This window comes from Marininema mesophilum, from assembly GCF_900106775.1.
In the GTDB taxonomy this organism is placed as follows: domain Bacteria; phylum Bacillota; class Bacilli; order Thermoactinomycetales; family DSM-45169; genus Marininema; species Marininema mesophilum.
The window spans coordinates 13,424-31,546 of record NZ_FNNQ01000001.1; the positions used below are offsets into that span (position 1 = coordinate 13,424).

General features: G+C 45.5%; 7 protein-coding genes. 1 reads left to right on the plus strand and 6 read right to left on the minus strand.

The window, feature by feature from the left end; translation table 11 throughout:
* The first annotated feature begins 213 nt into the window (after window positions 1–213).
* On the plus strand, window positions 214–1,521 hold the full coding sequence (locus tag BLV90_RS00065; RefSeq protein WP_177167814.1) for an MFS transporter: 1,308 nt from the start codon (window positions 214–216) through the stop codon (window positions 1,519–1,521).
* A 1,421-nt stretch (window positions 1,522–2,942) separates the two neighbouring features.
* On the opposite strand, the gene BLV90_RS00070 is transcribed toward BLV90_RS00065, so the two are convergent.
* The 6 genes from BLV90_RS00070 to gltB all read right to left on the minus strand — a co-directional run bounded on the left by BLV90_RS00070 (window position 2,943) and on the right by gltB (window position 18,098).
* Entirely contained in the window at window positions 2,943–5,630 is a 2,688-nt protein-coding gene (locus BLV90_RS00070; protein WP_091734454.1) for a S8 family serine peptidase, read from the minus strand.
* Between the two features lie 482 nt (window positions 5,631–6,112).
* Entirely contained in the window at window positions 6,113–7,015 is a 903-nt protein-coding gene (locus BLV90_RS00075) for a polysaccharide deacetylase family protein (RefSeq protein ID WP_245726198.1), read from the minus strand.
* Between the two features lie 87 nt (window positions 7,016–7,102).
* A complete protein-coding gene (locus BLV90_RS00080; RefSeq protein WP_091734456.1) occupies window positions 7,103–10,816 on the minus strand; it encodes a dynamin family protein in 3,714 nt (1,237 codons plus the stop codon).
* Window positions 10,817–11,388: 572 nt separating this feature from the next.
* Entirely contained in the window at window positions 11,389–11,811 is a 423-nt protein-coding gene (locus BLV90_RS00085) for a GNAT family N-acetyltransferase (RefSeq protein ID WP_091734458.1), read from the minus strand.
* Between the two features lie 202 nt (window positions 11,812–12,013).
* Entirely contained in the window at window positions 12,014–13,489 is a 1,476-nt protein-coding gene (locus BLV90_RS00090; RefSeq protein ID WP_091734460.1) for a glutamate synthase subunit beta, read from the minus strand.
* Window positions 13,490–13,502: 13 nt separating this feature from the next.
* Window positions 13,503–18,098, minus strand: a complete 4,596-nt coding sequence (gene gltB, locus BLV90_RS00095) for a glutamate synthase large subunit (RefSeq protein WP_091734462.1) — start codon at window positions 18,096–18,098, stop codon at window positions 13,503–13,505.
* Window positions 18,099–18,123 lie beyond the last annotated feature (25 nt).

Sequence of the window (18,123 nt, forward strand, 5' to 3'; positions counted from 1 at the left end):
TAGAAATAAATCTTATCTTTCGAAGAACAACACAACTATATACTACGGGATACAGTCCTCAGAGAAAACATACCAACAAGAGGCGGTTGGACCAAACCAACCCGACTACTAGCAATTGTAGTCCCATGAAGTGAATAATTAAGTCTTGGACAAGTACTTAAATTAATGAGATTGATGCCTGTAGGGGCCACCCTTCACTACAAAGGAGTTTCCATGACTGATCTATCTACCTTCGGTTTTCTTCGAGTTCGTAGAACCATTTTCACTTTGCTAACCTTATCCTTCATCCTTGGTTTCTTTCATCGCTTTGCACCAGGAGCCTTCTCGGAGGCTGTACGGGGTGAGTTCCATATCTCAGCAGCGGCGCTGGGTACATTGGCCTCGATGCATTTCTATACTTATACTGCGATGCAGATTCCATCAGGTATCCTAATTGATCGATGGGGGTCACGTTTAAACGTCAGCATTGGGGCGGTCATTGCTGGATTAGGTTCCATCGTATTTGGATTGGCTCCTTCCTTTGCTGTTGCTAGTCTAGGACCATTCATTGTTGGACTTGGTGTTTCCACCATCTTTGTGGGCATTATGAAAAGCAACAGTTTATGGTTTCAGGAAAATCAATATGGGTGGATCAGTGGGATCACCATGCTACTTGGCAATCTAGGATCCGTCTTAGCTGCCCAACCATTAGCCGTGCTCTTACAATGGTTTTCTTGGCGAAGTATTTTTATTGGAGCTGGGATTCTTTCTATCGCTCTCTCAATCCTCACCAATTTATTTGTTCGTGACTCACCACAAGATGCAGGTTTTAAGCCTGGCAATCAATATATCCAAACTCAACGGGTGGTCTCTACAAAGCCATGGCTACTCGATTTGAAAACGATTTTACACAATAAAAATATCTGGTTTACCCTAGGTGCCGGCATAGGAACAAACTCCACGTTCTATGCCTTTGCTGGACTATGGGGCATTCCATTATTGCAAGATGGCTTCCATCTTTCCAACAACGATGCTTCTTTATATACCACCTTGGCACTTGCCGCCTATGGTTTAGCCTCACTAGGGATTGGTTGGTTTTCCGATAGAATTGGATTACGAAAACCCATGATTATTCTAGGAAATTTACTCTCTTTAGTCGGCTGGGTAGGGCTTGCTTTTCTACCATGGAATCCTGGTTGGAGTGGCTGGCTTCTTTACCTTCTTGTTGGAGCATCTGCCTCTCAGATTGTGATTACTTTTGCCGTAGTCAAAGAGGTAGTACTTCCTTCCATTAGCGGCATGGCCCTAGCATTTCTCAATGCGGGAATCTTTTTGGGAGTTGCTTTGCTACAATCTATCTTTGGATGGATCATGGATATAAGTAGTAATGGTAATGTAGTAAATGGTGAACCTCAATACGTCTTTCATGACTACATTGGTGGCCTCTTATTATTTGCCGCAGTCAGCTTTGTTGGCGTTATCTCTAGCTTATATGTCACAGAAACACACTGCCAAAGTTTGATAGAAGAAAAAGCTGCGTAAAGTTTTCATTGTCATCTAAAGAATCCATGTCACAATGGACAAAGCCTGATTTCGTCATGATTTCACCACTTACACCTTGGTTTTTTTAGCAGAATAAAAAAACAATCAAAATGTTTGTTTAACTTTTTTTACAAGCCATTTTATCAGCCAGAATAACAACATAAAAGGAAGTATGATATGTCCCCATATTTCAAGGGATATTTCAATAGCCCATTGAAGCAATGTTAACGTTGCATTACAAATAAAACGACCGAACCTCTTGAAAATCCTTTTTATAAATAATATTTAGTATTCACTCCTTTTTATATTATAAAAAATATGTTCTCAAATCTATTACCTCTATGTTGATGTCAATATCATAATAATCGACTACCTATTTTCATAAATAGTTAAGCAATATCGATCATATTTTATGTTGTTTAATTATGTCAAGAGATTCATTTCTTTCGGCCCATTTTTCTTATCTTTGACCGATGTCCAAAAAGAGACCAGAGTAGCGGACGCTAACAACAACTCAAGCGACCATCGGGGTACTGATAATTCCCACTATGCTCATCAGAAAAGCCTTGGGTGCTCCGGCTCTCGGCGTGCCAATTCATAGAAAGAAACCAATTCCCTACCCTGCTGTCTAATTTAAAAGGGCTTAGAGAAGCGCACAAAAGGATTTTTTGCGGACTCCTTTCCTTCGTATATCGAACTCCCAATTGTTGTTTAAGTGCCAAAGTTTACCCCTATTCTATGGACAGCACAAGCATATCCATGGTATCCTTTGGATAGAAATAGTAACGGCGGCAGGGTGCCCCCCTACCGCCAGGTAGCTGCCGAAGACGAACGGCCACAGTTAGCGAGAAGTAACCCGCAGACCTTTGCCTGGGAGCGGGTTACTTCTTTTTGAGTGTCTGATACGCGATATAGACAGCTAATGCGTGTACTACTACACCAGCCACCTTAGCGATCAGACTAAGAAGCTCCATCGGCCTCACCCCCCTCCTTCGAGGGTTCGTGTGACCGCCCGCCCAATAGGCTACTACCAAATATAGTCTATCATATAATTTTCTCTAAGGGATGTCTTATTCTTTAACTCCATCAAATTAAATGATGATAGCATATCCCGAGACTTACCGATAGATTTTACTTTATTTAGGTATTTTTCCTGATAACAGATCCTCTAGTACTACCCCTATTTTTTCTAAGTAATCAACACGCCTGATCCCAATCTAGCCATAGTAATAAATCTTTAGACATCCCCTTAAGATCAACCTAAACAGAGTATCCCGGTTTTCTAAGGTCACCTGATTAATAACCGCAATTACCATCGATAGAGGGTTAAATCGTTGCCTAGGTTCGAGTCCACTGATTCATAACAAAACGTCCTCTGGTTTATCAGAGGACGTTTTTTCTCACTGTTAGGATTAGGCGAATTATTTGATGGTTACTTTAACCTCTTTTTTCGTCTCGTTACCAGCATCATCCACTACTTTGATCCAAACTTTTGTTGTTCCTTTACTGAAGGTTCCTTTTTTGAAACTATAGGAGAAGGGTAGTAGGCTTTTACCATTGTAATTGTCCATCACAGGAATCGGTTTCCACGTCTTATACTTGGTCCCTTTTTTCTTCCAAGTTACTTTTACAGGCTCAGGCGAGAGTCCTGATTGGATCGCTACAGGTTCCAACAGCAAATCTTGAATACTCCCTTTGATCTTTGCTGAGGAGAAGGTACTTGCCATTTTCACTTTCGGTGCTTTCCGATCAATAACTGCTGGCTGATATTGACTGTATTTTCTATCTTGATTATTAGAAATCAGTTTCATATTAAATACCCCATCTAGTAGAGCTTTGCCCTTCTCATCCTTCCCACCCCAAACTTGTTCACTCATTCTATCCTTAGGATAAGATTTACTAAAAATAGTGTATCGACCAGCAGGCTTCCCGTCTTGGTTTAATTTGATCGCAGATAGATTGAGGCTCTTTACCTGCGTAGGCAGATACCAAGAAAGGGCCGCTTTATCAATAATCCCGTCACTATTAGGGGAGAATGCATTTGGACTTACTGCAAAAGCGGTTACTAATGGATAATCTTTAGGATCAATCAATACGGTGAAAGGGAGCTTCAGCGTTTTTTTACCGTCCTGTAATTGTATTTGACCGGTGTATATTCCACGGGGTAGACTCGAATCCACCTTTAGACCGATATTTAATTCTGACTTGCTGGTGCCTTTCACTGTTAATGACTTCGGCACATCCACCTTAATTTTACTTTTTCCATTAAAAAGCTGTGCCTTCACTTGATAGGATTTATCCGTTTTTGCTAGATTTTTAACTTCTGTCTGCCGGTGAACCTGAACTGTCCCAGAACGATGTTCCAGCTTACCAAAGCTCAAATTGGATGGCATGATCAATGTCTGAGTATCTATCGCTTTTGGAATATCGATCCGTCCAGATCCTTGCACATAGGCAGGATATACCTTTCCCTTACTATCGTGAAGGGAGGTAGCCGTGTTCGCTAGCGCTGCTTTGATTTCCTGCCCTCCCCAATCGGGATGGGCTTGTTTGATGAGCGCAGCTGCACCTGCCACATGAGGTGCCGCCATACTTGTCCCCGTTTCGCTACCATATTTTCCATGGGGCAGGGTACTTGTAATTTCCATACCTGGTGCGGTTACATCCGGCTTAATTGCCCAGCTTCCAGCGACAGGACCTTTGGAACTAAGATCAGCCATCAGTTCTTGTTTCGTATTGGTTACTGTTGTAGCGGTTTTTCCTGCCTTTAAGTTCTTGAGAAACCAATCTCTCGAATCTTCTAAAATACTCGCTGTTGGAGCATGAGAGCCTTTGCCTGACAACTTTAAATTGGCATCAGCCTCATCCAGAATCAATCCAACAGCACCATTTTTCTTAGCAAGAGTCGATTTAACGTTAAGATTACCCTCAAGCTTAGCCACTACCAATTTCCCTTTTACATTTTTCCCTTTATAGTCCGATGCATTTCCATTTCCTACATCGACTATTTGAAGGTTACCTGATGGGAATTTAGGGGACCCATTTACCATCATCATATTGGCAACTTTTCGTTCCCCTACAAACTTTAAATGAGGTTCATCAAGGGGTTTCATGGACGCACCCACGGAAATAGCTTCCCGGGAAGTGGCAGGTGACCTCAAAGTCCAGTCGCCCTCCTGCCCTTCGTTCCCATTGGCAACTACAGGGATTGTTCCTTTTAATGCAGCTATATCTACTGCGATTGCTACGGGATCTTCTGGTGAATTATGCTCGGGCAACCCCAAGGAGAGATTCATGATGTCGGCTTTCGCTTTTACAGCCCCTTCTATACCCGCTAGGATATTCTCTAAGGTACCATAACCCCCTTTACCCATCACACGATAGGCCAAGATTGACGCCCCGGGTGCAACACCTTTTAATTTCCCATTCGCGGCAATGATTCCTGCGACATGGGTACCATGAAAAAATTCATCCTGGGGAGTTTTATCATTTTCTATATAGTCGTAGCCACCGATGACGTTCCCTTTCAAATCAGGATGGGTAGCGTCTACACCTGAATCTACAACAGCCACTCGGATCCCTTTACCGTTAATAGCTGATCCTTTTGAATCTTTCCTCTTCCAAATATCAGGAGCGCCTATCAGGGGCACGCTCTCTTTCAAACTAGCTTTAAAGCGAGTGTTGGGCCAGATGCGTTTAACACCTGGTATCTTTGCCAGCTTACTAACATCTTGTCCTTGTAATGTAGCAGAAAAACCAGAAAACACCGAATCATAGTTACGACTCTTATGTATATTGGGTACTTCATCCTCCGCTACTTTGAGGACTTGATCCCGTTGTGAAGTCAATTGTTTATTTAATTGTGAGGTGGACACGCTTTTGTTCATTGCCGCAACACCTGTTGGTGAAGCCGCCAATTCTACAAGAACCTTAGTCCGTTCACTGCCACGGGTCTTTACTCCCTTGGCAATTTTATTTTTAGTCCACTCGTTCGTGATCGATACCTTTCCAGCGGCTTCCTTTGCATGAATAGTAGGATTATTCAGGGTAATACCCATTGCCCCGACTACCAAAGCAGAAGACAACAAGACAGCACTTACTTTTTTCACTCCAACTCCCCCAGTTTTTCTCTAAGTATAGTTGTTAAAAATCGCTAAGTAATACCCTAATACGGAGACTCCTTGATTGATCCCCTATTCTAGTTTAGCTAATGGTTCATCGGGCACATTATATTCGGAGCCTAAAGACAAGTTTATCACGTCATCTCCATTATCGACAGCCCACCCCACATCCCGCTATAACCTCTGCTGTAGTCCCTCCGGTTAAATCATTTAACTTGTCCTGCACGACTCTACTCATTCATGTAGGTTATTGAACACATCACATTGATTCTTACTTTACTGGGCGAGTCGGTCTCTTACTATGGATTTACCTTACATCAACCTTACATCTTTGTAAGGTTGCAAAGTGACCCCTTTTTCATAGACCTTCAGATATATAAAATTTTCCTGAAAAGGGATGTTTTAGGTGTTTTTATGGATATAGCTACGTATTGCGTTATCCAACTAAAAACGTTCCCTCACTTTCCCTATTATCTCGCCCCTACATCTCCCACCTTCACAAAGCGAAACCCTTTCTTCCGTAACACAGGCACTGCATCACGTACGCCCTCTGCTGTTTCGCTCTCGGGTTGGTTCATATGAAGAATGATGATCGAACCTGCACGGGCGTGTAATAACGCTTCATTGACCTGTTCACGATTATAAGTTGCACCAGCATCCCCGAGGATATCGAAGTTGACGATCTGAACCCCCAACTTCTGCGCTGCTGCTACGGATACATCATCGTAGTAGGCGGTTCCTGAACGAAAATAGCGAGGAGCTTTCCCTGTGATAGAAGCAATTTTTCGCTGATTGGACAAAATTTCATTGAGTGCTTCGCGGATACCCTGGGTTCCTTTGATTCCATAGACGGAACGACCATTTACAGATAGAGGACGATGCTCGGTTCCGTGATTCGCTATTTCAAACAATGGGTTTGCTGCAAGTTGACGGAACCGTTTTGGATGGGCATCGATCCAACGGCTGTTGATAAAGAGAGTTGCAGGGATTTTCTCATTTTCTAGATACTGAAGGAGCCTCTTATCTACTTGGCTACCTCTAGGCCCTCCACAAGCATCAAAGGTAAGGGTCATTACTTTTTTCTTTGTATCCAAGTGATGTTTAACACCTGGTACACTTTCTCCCCAATAAGTAGGAGAGCGGCCTTCGTAATCCATTAACACTTGTTCTACTTTCTTTTGCTGGAGGCTTAGAGGCACTACTTGTCTCTTCTCTGTCTCTCTATGTTTTGTTTGTTGAAAGTCTATTTTTTTCGTTCTAGGCTTTTCATCTAGGTTTTTGCTCGAGATGGCAAACAAATAGATACTCGTACCCAATACTACCAGTAAAACACTGGTCACTAACATGCTGATCCATTGTACTTTCCCACGCAAGTCATTCACCTTCTACGTTCTAATGTACCTATCCCCATAACAGATTCCATTTTCTCCTCTGATATCACGTAGCTCCCCTGATCATGATCATTTCCGGTTCAACAGTTGTTCCATTTCTGTGACTTCCTGTTGTAGGGAGGCCACTTTATTTTCGAGAACACTTGGATCCGTATCATCTGACAGGGCGCGGAGAAGACTTTCAAACCAGCGTGTTCCTTCACGGTTGGCTTTCTCTTTCAACTGGATAAGCGCATTTCGCCATGCATCCTGATAGTGCAGGTACATTTTTTCACCAGCGATCTCTGCATACCCTTGTACCGCTGTCTCCAATACTTCCTTTATCTCTTCGCGAATTCGTGCTTTATCATCCTTGGCAAAGAAGGATTTGCTTCCTTTAAAGGAATTAGCAATTTTCTTGAAGGAATCGAGGGATAGTTCTGGGAAAGGAGTCTCCCACTCGATAATCGAGGCGGAAAACGCTGGTTCCTCAGAGAGAAGCAGCCCCTGATTAATCCCTCGACTTGTTGAAGCTAACTCGTTAGCCTGATCGGTTAATCGATTCTCTTCCCAACCTTCGATACGAAGGGAAGTGGCTCGTAGCTCCTGTGTTAAATCATGACGGATAAAATCGATTAGCTCCAGGATACAGGAGCGGAAGATTTCTTTGATCTCCCCTCGATCCTCCCGCAACACCCCGGGGCTAAATATCTCCCCAAACACATCCTTATAACGGAGGAACATCCGTTGACGCACATAGTAGAGAAGCTCTTCAATTTCGCGACGCAGAGCCTGTTCATCTGCTCCACCATCAACCTTACCAACCGCCTGCTGGAAGGAGATAAGCTGAGCTTGTAGCTCTTCTCGTTGCTTTTGTTTTGCTTCGTTGCCTTGTTTTGCCGCATCAAGCAGGCTTTGCACCATGCTCAGTGCTCGCTTTACCCCATTCTGAAGGCTATGAAGGGTGACTGTCTGTAAATCCCTACTCAAAAAGCGATAAAAGGCCTCCTCAAGGGCGGCTAAGCCTGAGGGTTGATTTGATTCTTTTTGTTCATTCTTCTCCTCTAAGGCTAAGAGGCTAGAAACAGGGAAGAGACGAGGGTTGCGAATACCATAGGTAAGGAGTTGATCCTGAATATAATGGAGTACTCCTTGTTTCTCCTCCTCAGAAGCAGCCAAATCAGCGGCGTTCATCAGGAAAAACATTTTATCCATGGAGAAAGCATCTTTCACTCGTCCTAGCTGAATGAGAAATTCACGATCAGCCCGGGAGAATGCATGGTTGTAATAGGTAACAAAAAGGATAGCATCTGCTTCTTTAATGTAGCGGAAGGCCACATCCGTATGGCGGGCATGGATCGAGTCGGCTCCAGGAGTATCGACGAGGGTTACTCCCTTACGAGTAAGCGGACAATCGTAATATAGATCCGCAACCTCTACAAAACAGGCTTTTTCCTCTTGCGCCACCCAGGTAGCCCACTCTTCAAGGGGAAGGGTGACAGTGTTTCCTAGGCGTTCGGAGAAGGTGTCGTACCCTGCACTTACTGCCTTGAGAAAAGGAAGAGCTGTCTTTTGACGTGGATGGGTGATCGGTTGCTTGAGCAATTCCGCAATCCCAGATAGCCCTTCTGTTAGGGTACTGATCTCCTGATGGAACAAGCGATATACCTGTTTCATATCCTCGAGCAATGTTGCCGCTGTTTTAAAGGTAATGACGGCTTCACCATGAGCATGCTCTGCTGTTGGAGGGCCAATCCGATTTATTGCTGCTGTAGTTGGATTCGGGGAAACGGGCAAGACTCTCTCACCGATTAGGGCATTGGCAAAGGAGGATTTCCCTGCGCTAAATGCTCCAAAAAGGGCGACGGTAAATTTGCGTTCCTCTGCTCGTTTCCGTTTGCTGGCTAACTCTTCTCTATGGGCCGAGAGACTCTCTAGATCAGCAAGGATCTCTTCCACTCTCGTTACTCCAGTGATCACCTGCTGTTCAGGTTCCTCTCTAATTGTGCTTCTAGTAGTTTTCGTTGCAGATGCCATTTCTAGCACTTCGGGGACTTCCTCAGTCGATGCCATTGCTACGACATGCTCAAATAATTGCGCATCTGAAGAAACTAAATCGGCTATAGAGGCAGTGATCGTTTCTCCTGAGCCTTTTTCCATCTCGGCTAAACCAAGTACAGTAAGTTCCTGCTCCGTAATGCTTTCATCCTCAAAGGGTTGATTGGATGTAAGGACTCTTGTTAGTTGTTCCTTGTAGGAGAATAGTTGCGCTGTTTGTTCAGCGAATTCACGATGATGGGTGAGTTGTCCCTCTAGCTCTTCTAGCTGAGCATGAATCTCATCGAGTCGGCCAGATAGTTTTCCCTCGATTTCACCGATGAAACTCTCGAGCCACTCCCTTGCTTGGCGTTGGCTAACTCCCTTGATCGCCGCGGCGAGATCCTGAGTATACTTCAGTACATAGTCCCCTGTAAGCCTGGCCCCTGTCTTCACCATCTCCTCTAGCATCTCTGGTTTAAAGGTACGATCTGCACCATAGATCTCCTGTCCGCGTTCCTCTTTGTACACATCATTTTCCTTCAGAAAGCGGACGACCGTTTCACGTACGTGCCGATCCAGCTGATTATCTACTGCTTCACGCAACGCTTCATAAAAGACCTGTTTCCTTCGTTCTCGTTCCTGTTCCGTTTTCCCCTTGGAGAAAAGGAATCCCACTTTAAAATCGGTTAACTGTGTCTCTAAATAATCCTTCGCCTTCTCTCGCATCTCAAAGGGAAACAAGTACGCGTTACTTGTGATCTCTTCTAAACTACGTAGGAAGTCCGATTTTTTTAGATCCAACTCTTGTCGGATGGATGCCTTTTCTTGCTTCTTTCCAGCCATCTCCGATTCAAGGGTAGCGCAGGATTCGGGTGATTCAAATTTCCCTGCCTCAGCTACTAAGCGACGCTCTTGGTCCGCGATATGCTCACCGATAAGGTACTTGGCTTCCTGGTGAATGCTTCGCGTAACCCATTGCTCAGGTTCCTGCATCATTTGAATAAAGGTGGATTTTAGTTGCTCCCATTCATTATGAGGGTGATCCTTTTGTCTGAGCGATGTATAGTAGTACCCATCCACATCAATATCCCAATCAGAAAAAGATTTCTCAACGCTCTTTTGATAGTCAGCAAAGGAAAGTTCATTTTCTCGATGTTTATCTATCTGGTTAATCACCAGGTAGACTCGCTTGCCCCGTTGTTTTAATTCCTTCACAAACTGAAGGTTCACTTCGGACTGGACATGGTTGTAATCCATGGCATAGAAAAGGACATCCGCTAAATGCAACGCGGATTCTGTCGCTACTCGATGGGCATCATCTGTGGAGTCGATCCCAGGGGTATCTAGGAGTACAGTCCCCTCAGGTAAGCGACCATTGGAACGCCAAAGATCCACAGCAACTACCTCATCCCCATTCTTCGCCAGGGCCTTTAGTTCTGCCTCAGTATAGGCCCCATTGAACAACAACCGCTCTCCAGTCCGTAGTGTCAGTACCACCCGATCCTCGCCATTGCGCACAGCAACCACATTGGCACTGGTTGGAATCGGGCTGGTCGGGAGTAGTTCTTCCCCGTATAGTTCATTCAGCATAGTCGACTTCCCCGCAGAAAAATGACCACACAGCGCCAACACAAATTCCTGGGAACGGGCTTTTCGGGCAAGGTCCAGTAACTTCTCAGCTCGATCAGTATCTCCATGCTCTTTCATCTCACGATGAAGGCGAAGGTATCGACTAATTTCAAGTGTTTCTACAGTGTCCAGCATGGGTAAGTTCCCTTCTTCTATAAATAATCACTTTCAGGTAAAGAGTACAGAACTCTCTTAATCTATAAGTTAAATCAAACTGGTTGAGGAACTACAAGTCGAACCATCCACACTTATATCAACCCATGCATCTAGCAGTTAGTTACAGTGATATTCAAGGGATTTCACAAAGGGAGATAATATCCTAAAGGAGGGTTCGTCCATTCACTCGGGCTGATTAGTCACCAATATCCCTATGTTAATACAGGAGCACCGCAGAGTAAATGTTCCTTCTGGTATATCACAAAAAAAAGAAGCTGACCATTACCCAGCTTCTCATCAAAGCGAAGGACACTAGCTTTCGCCAGTGTCCCAATCAAGACCCCTTTGAGTAAGGAAAAACGCTTCCATTCTATTATTCGAAGCTAATTTTTGTTTTGTGTCCAAAATAGATAAATATATTATTGTTGCAAGGATCCAGGGGCCACCAGTTCCTCGCGGTACTGTTCACAAGTCTGAAGCCACCTTTTTATTGTTTATTTTCATTACAATACGCGATTTTACAATCAACGTTCCAGCTTTGTTTATAGTTTTTAAAAGTTACTTAAGTATTCATTCGTATACTCAGGATTGAGAGATCTTGCCATAGCAGTATTATGTTTTTTTAGTCCGAGCTTGGTGTAAAACAGTTCATTACCAGTCGTAGCTGTTAAATGGACAAAAGGAATATCCTTTAACTCTGAAAGAATATTACTCATTATCGCTTTTCCAATCCCTTTTCCTTGATATTCGGAATGAATCACAACATCATAGACACAAGCATACATTTCACCATCAGAAAGTACTCGACCACATCCAACAATCTTACCTTCCTCATAAGCTATTGCCACGAAAGAACTAGCCAAAAAAACCCTTATTAAAAGATCTTTCTTATGTTTTTTCCACCCAGCCGACAGAAAGACTGACTCAAGTTCATTCCAATTTAAATTATCCAACTTATTTGTTATTTGGACCATCAAGATTCTCCTTTATTAATTAAAGTATTGGACCAGTAAAACAGAATTTATTAATCAGGTTATTTTCAATACATTCCCTCTTTTTTATATTTTACACGAGATTATGATATGGATAAAACCCGAAAATCCCTTTGTCTATCATATTGATTTTTTGATGCAAACATATTTCACAAAAAAAAAGCCGCCCAGCGGCGGCAACTTCTTATGGCAAATCCGTTTCACCCATCAGATAACGGTCACACTCACGAGCAGCTTCTCGGCCTTCGAGAATCGCCCACACAATCAAGCTCTGCCCTCGGCGAACATCACCAGCGGCAAATACTCCATCGAGATTGGTTGCATATTTCCCGTATTCTGCGGTGACACGACGATTTTGATGATCCAAATCAGAACCTTCCAGCAAGGCATCCTCAGTTCCTTCAAAACCAGTAGCGACAAATACTAACTGAGCAGGCCATACTTTTTCACTACCAGGAATTTCACGGAAGGTATGACTACCATCCTCCGCTATCACTTTTTCTGCTTCTACTGTGTGAAGTTCCTTCAGGTTGCCCTTATCATCATTTACTAGTTTTTTTGTAATGATTGAGTAGCGGCGAGGATCCCGACCGAAACGGGCCTCTGCTTCATCATAGGCATAATCCATGGTGAAGACATGGGGCATTTGGGGCCATGGATTATTTTCTGGACGCTCTTCAGGTAGACGAGGGTGACGGCCAAACTGCACGACACTCTTACATTTCTGACGAAGGGCCGTGGCTACACAATCCGCCCCTGTATCTCCGCCACCGATAACGATGACATCCTTCCCTTTCGCATCGATATCCGCTTTGTACTCATCATCGAGAAGAGCCTTTGTCGATTGAGTCAAGTACTTCATCGCCAGATGCACACCAGGTAGATCGTGTCCTGGAAGAGAAAGCTCACGATGTTTTTGAGCGCCTGCACATAGGATCACAGCATCTGCATCCGCACGAAGCTGCTCAAGGGAGATATCTTTTCCGATCTCTACCCCTGTAACAAAACGGATACCCTCTGCTTCAAGTAACTCTACGCGCCGCGTTACCAAAGATTTCTCCAACTTCATGTTGGGAATGCCATACATCAACAAGCCACCAACACGATCATCTCGCTCATATACCGTCACCGAGTGACCCACTTTATTCAGTTGATCCGCGGCGGCAAGGCCAGCAGGACCCGAGCCTACGATAACGATTTGCTTTCCTGTACGGGATGTCGGCGGTTTTGGCACCATCCATCCCTCAGCAAAACCACGATCGATAATTTCCCGCTCAATGCTTTTAATAGCAACTGCAGGATCGTTAATCGCCACTGTACATCCCCCTTCACAAGGAGCAGGGCAGACTCGACCCGTAAATTCAGGGAAGTTGTTGGTTTTCAACAGGCGTTCTAGGGCCTCTTTCCATTTACCACGATAGACCAGCTCATTCCACTCGGGAATTAGATTATAGAGAGGACATCCTGAGTCCGTCCCGTTAATCTGAACTCCTGTATGGCAGAAGGGGGTCGCGCAGTCCATACAGCGGGCGCCCTGTTTTTTCAGTTCGGATTCAGGAAATGGCAAGGTGTACTCTTTCCAGTCCTCTTGCCGGGATAAAGAATCCCTCTCAGCTGCCGTTTTCCGTTCATAGTCCATAAAACCTGTGGCTTTTCCCATGTGACTCCCCTCCTTATCCTGTGAGTACCGGTTCTCCTTCTCCTTTTTTAGAGAGCATCACCGGCTGATCCATCTGTTTCCGTTTAAAAGCCTCTGTAGCAGCATCGTTTCTACTCATCCCTACACTCATTAAGTCGGCAATGGATTGTAGCACTTCTTTATAATCATGTGGAATCACTTTGACAAACTTGGGAAGGGATGCTTCCCAGTTTTCCAAAATCCTGCGCGCGTGCTCACTACCTGTATGGTGTAGATGATTTTCGATCATCTGTCTTACTTCAGCAATATCTTCATCCTCATCCAGGGATTCCAGATCAACAAGTTCCCGGTTACAGGAGGCGGTGAAGACATCCAGATCCTCCGCCAGCACATAGGCGACTCCTCCAGACATCCCTGCGGCAAAGTTTTTCCCCACAGAACCGAGGATGACAACGCGGCCACCGGTCATATACTCACAACCGTGATCCCCTACACCCTCTACGACCGCATGAACTCCACTGTTTCGTACACAGAAGCGTTCCCCGGCAATTCCGCGAATATAAGCTTCACCAGCAGTTGCACCGTAGAAGGAGACATTACCGATCAGGGTTTGCTCCTCTGGAACAAAGGACGATTTCTTCGAAGGGAAAACCGCAATTTTCCCGCCGGATAATCCTTTTCCTACATAATCATTGGCGTCTCCTTCAACGGTCAGCGTCATCCCTTTAGGGACAAATGCTCCAAAACTTTGGCCAGCTGACCCCTGGAAATGAAGCCGGATTGTATCTTCAGGCAGTCCATCCGACCCATACTTCTTCGTTACTTCACTACCCAGAATCGTCCCCGTCACCCGATCTACATTGCGAATCGGGAAGGCAGCTTCTACTTCTGTCCCTTCTTCCAACGCCTTGCTACATGCCGGGATCAACTCGCGTCGATCTAGGCTTGCATCGAGTCGATGATCTTGCGGACGATAGAAGTGGCGCTTTGTTCCCTCAGGAACCTCTGGCTGATACAACAGAGAGGTTAAGTCAAGGGTTTGTGCCTTCCAGTGGGACTTTGCACGCTCCGCCATTTGAAGGACATCATTACGCCCAACAAGCTCTTCCATACTACGGAAGCCAAGTGCCGCCAGGGTCTCTCGGACTTCCCGAGCAACGAACATCATGTAGTTCACCACATGATCTGGATCACCCGTAAATTTCTTACGAAGATCAGGGTTCTGCGTGGCAACACCTACAGGACACGTATCCAAGTGACAAGCCCGCATCATGATACATCCCATGACTACTAGCGGCGCCGTAGAAAAGCCAAACTCCTCTGCCCCAAGTAGAGCGGCTACGACAACATCCCGGCCCGTCATTATTTTCCCGTCGCTCTCTAGGACGACACGGTCCCGTAGATCATTGAGAAGGAGCGTCTGATGGGCTTCAGCCAATCCCATCTCCCAGGGAAGGCCTGCATGTTTGATGCTCGTACGCGGGGAGGCACCTGTCCCACCTTCATAACCACTGATCACGATCACATCAGCTAATCCCTTAGCAACACCAGCGGCAATCGTCCCTACACCTGGTTTGGATACTAACTTGACACTAATTCTTGCTGCTGGATTACTGTTTTTCAGATCGTGAATCAGTTGTGCAAGATCCTCAATGGAGTAGATATCGTGATGAGGTGGTGGAGAAATCAGTCCCACACCCGGAGTGGAACCCCGTACTCCTGCAATCTTGGGATACACTTTATTCCCCGGGAGTTGACCTCCTTCCCCTGGCTTTGCCCCCTGGGCCATCTTGATCTGAATTTCATCAGCATTCACCAGATAGTGACTGGATACCCCGAAACGCCCCGAGGCAACCTGCTTGATCGCACTACGGCGGAAGTCTCCATTCACATCGGGAGTAAAACGAGCAGGGTCCTCCCCACCCTCACCACTGTTACTTCTCCCACCAATACGGTTCATGGCAATGGCAAGAACTTCATGTGCCTCTTCAGACAAGGCGCCGTAGGACATGGCTCCTGTCTTAAAGCGGCGGACAATCGATTCCTCAGATTCCACTTCTTCAATCGGAATCGATTTACGTCCACTATTAAAGTCGAGAAGGCTACGGAGAAAGGCAATCTGCTCCTCATTTGCACGCTTAGAGTACTCCTTAAACCGATCATAACTTCCAAGGCGGCATGCCTGTTGCAAGGTATGAATCGTCATCGGGTTAAAGGCGTGGTACTCACCATTGCGCCGCCATTGCAATTCACTTCCTGGATCTAAGGTTCGTTCTCCATTATCCCGTGGAGGATAAGCCTCCTGATGACGCATCAAGCTTTCCTGGGCAATAACATCGAGACCGATTCCAGAAAGGGGGGAGGTCGTCCGTGTGAAATATTGATCGATTACGGATTGCCCAATGCCAATCGCTTCAAAAATCTGCGCACCCCGGTAACTCTGAATCGTAGAGATCCCCATTTTGGACATTACTTTCACAATGCCCTCGGTTGCCGTGGTGAGATATTTTGTCACAGCTTCTTCCGCTGTAACACCTTCGACCAATTGCTCCTCTACCATATGCCTCAACGTAGCAATACCAAGGTATGGATTGATCGTATCAGCACCATAGCCAAGGAGCATCGAGAAGTGGTGCACATCCCGCGCTTCCCCTGACTCCACCAAAAGGCTTACCTTCGTCCGTGTTCCCTGGCGAACCAAGTGATGGTGTAATCCACTTACTGCAAGGAGCGTAGGGATGGCCGCACACTCATGATCGACTCCACGGTCGGAGAGAATAAGCAGAGTAATGCCATTTTCAATCGCACGATCCGCTTTCGTAAAGAGGGCATCGAGTACGCTCTCTAATTGTTGCCCCTCTATTTTCGCTGGAAAAAGAAGAGAAAGCGTCTGGGATTGAAACTCCGGGTACGAGTTATACCGTAATTTCGCCATCGTCTCATTGGAAATCATCGGCGATTCTAAACGAATCCGATGACAATGATTCGGCTCAGGTTGCAAAAGATTCCCCTCAGCCCCCAGATTTGTCAGGGTCGAGGTGATACACTCTTCCCGAATCGCATCAATCGGAGGATTTGTCACCTGGGCAAAGGATTGCTTAAAGTAGTTGTAGAGAAGTTGCGAGCGATCCGAGAGAACAGCCAAGGGGGTATCATTCCCCATGGAACCAATCGGATCTTTTCCTTCAGTCACCATAGGAGCCAAGTTTTTGGTAAGCTCTTCATAGGTGTAACCAAAAACCTTTTGCAAGCGGTACAGTGTCTCTTCATCGATGCGGTCTTCCGTTACTGGCGCATCAGCTAACTTCTCTAAAGGAAGAAGGTGCTCATCCAACCATTCCTGATAAGGATGCTCTGTAGCAATTCGGTGTTTCAACTCCCCATCAGAGACAATCCGCCCTTCCTCCAAATCAACGAGTAACATCCGACCCGGCTGAAGACGACCTTTTTCCACAATGGTCTCTTCTGGGACATCTACTACACCCACTTCAGAGGAGAAGATAATCATATCCTCCGAGGTCACATAATACCGAGCCGGGCGAAGTCCATTGCGATCAAGTACAGCTCCAACTTGATGACCATCACAGAAAGAAATCGCTGTCGGCCCATCCCAAGGCTCCATCAGACAACTGTGGTACTCATAAAACGCATGTTTCTCCTTATCCATCGGGGTTTTATCCCAAGGTTCAGGAACCATCATCATCGCTACATGAGGAAGGGAGCGCCCAGATAACGCTAAGAACTCAAAGCAATTATCCAAAATCGCAGAGTCGCTTCCCTCCATATCCATGATCGGATGAACTTTATCCAGATCGTTCCCAAACACATCTGTCTCAAACATTTTCTCACGAGCATACATCCAGTTGACATTACCTCGTAGGGTATTGATCTCCCCATTATGCAGGACATACCGATTGGGGTGTGCTCTGTGCCAACTAGGGAAAGTATTGGTACTAAAACGGTTGTGAATCAAGGAATACGCTGAGGTATACTGCGGATTACGCAGATCCTCATAATAACCGCCTACTTGTTCTGGAGTTAAAAGCCCTTTATAGACAAGCGTCTGACTAGAGAGGCTGACAACATACAGCTCATCGCGCGCCTCCTGTTCCAAACGTTTCCGTATCACATATAATTTCCGCTCAAAGGGAAGGCCCGTCTCTTGCCCTTCACCCATCCCGATAAACACCTGGCGGATAGTTGGCTGGCTTTCCATGGATGATTCTCCAAGACAGCTAGGATCCACGGGAACATCCCGCCATTCCAAAAGTTGCTGCCCTTCTTCTTCAACGATGACACCCAGTCGATTTTCCCAAATGGTTCGCCGAGTAGGATCTGTAGGTAAAAAAAGCATTCCTACGCCATAGTTACCCGGCTGCGGCAACTGAATGTCCAATAAGTTTTGAAAATAATCGTGGGAGATTTGCACCATGATTCCTGCACCGTCACCCGCATTAGCATCCTTCTGTCCACCCCGATGCTCTAATCTGCGGAGGATCTCCAGTCCTTGTTCCACAATCTCATGGGTCGCCTCTTTTTTTAAACTGGCAACGAAGCCGATTCCGCACGCGTCGTGCTCATAGGCTGGATCATAAAGACCCTGTTTCTGCGGTAATCCTTTTTTGATCATGGTTATCACCCCTCGCACGTCGATG

Coding starts and splice junctions, on each gene's coding strand:
- BLV90_RS00065 (WP_177167814.1), top strand. CDS start 214: ATGACTGATCTATCTACCTTCGGTTTTCTTCGAGTTCGTAGAACCATT.
- BLV90_RS00085 (WP_091734458.1), bottom strand. CDS start 11,811: ATGGTCCAAATAACAAATAAGTTGGATAATTTAAATTGGAATGAACTT.
- gltB (WP_091734462.1), bottom strand. CDS start 18,098: ATGATCAAAAAAGGATTACCGCAGAAACAGGGTCTTTATGATCCAGCC.
- BLV90_RS00080 (WP_091734456.1), bottom strand. CDS start 10,816: ATGCTGGACACTGTAGAAACACTTGAAATTAGTCGATACCTTCGCCTT.
- BLV90_RS00090 (WP_091734460.1), bottom strand. CDS start 13,489: ATGGGAAAAGCCACAGGTTTTATGGACTATGAACGGAAAACGGCAGCT.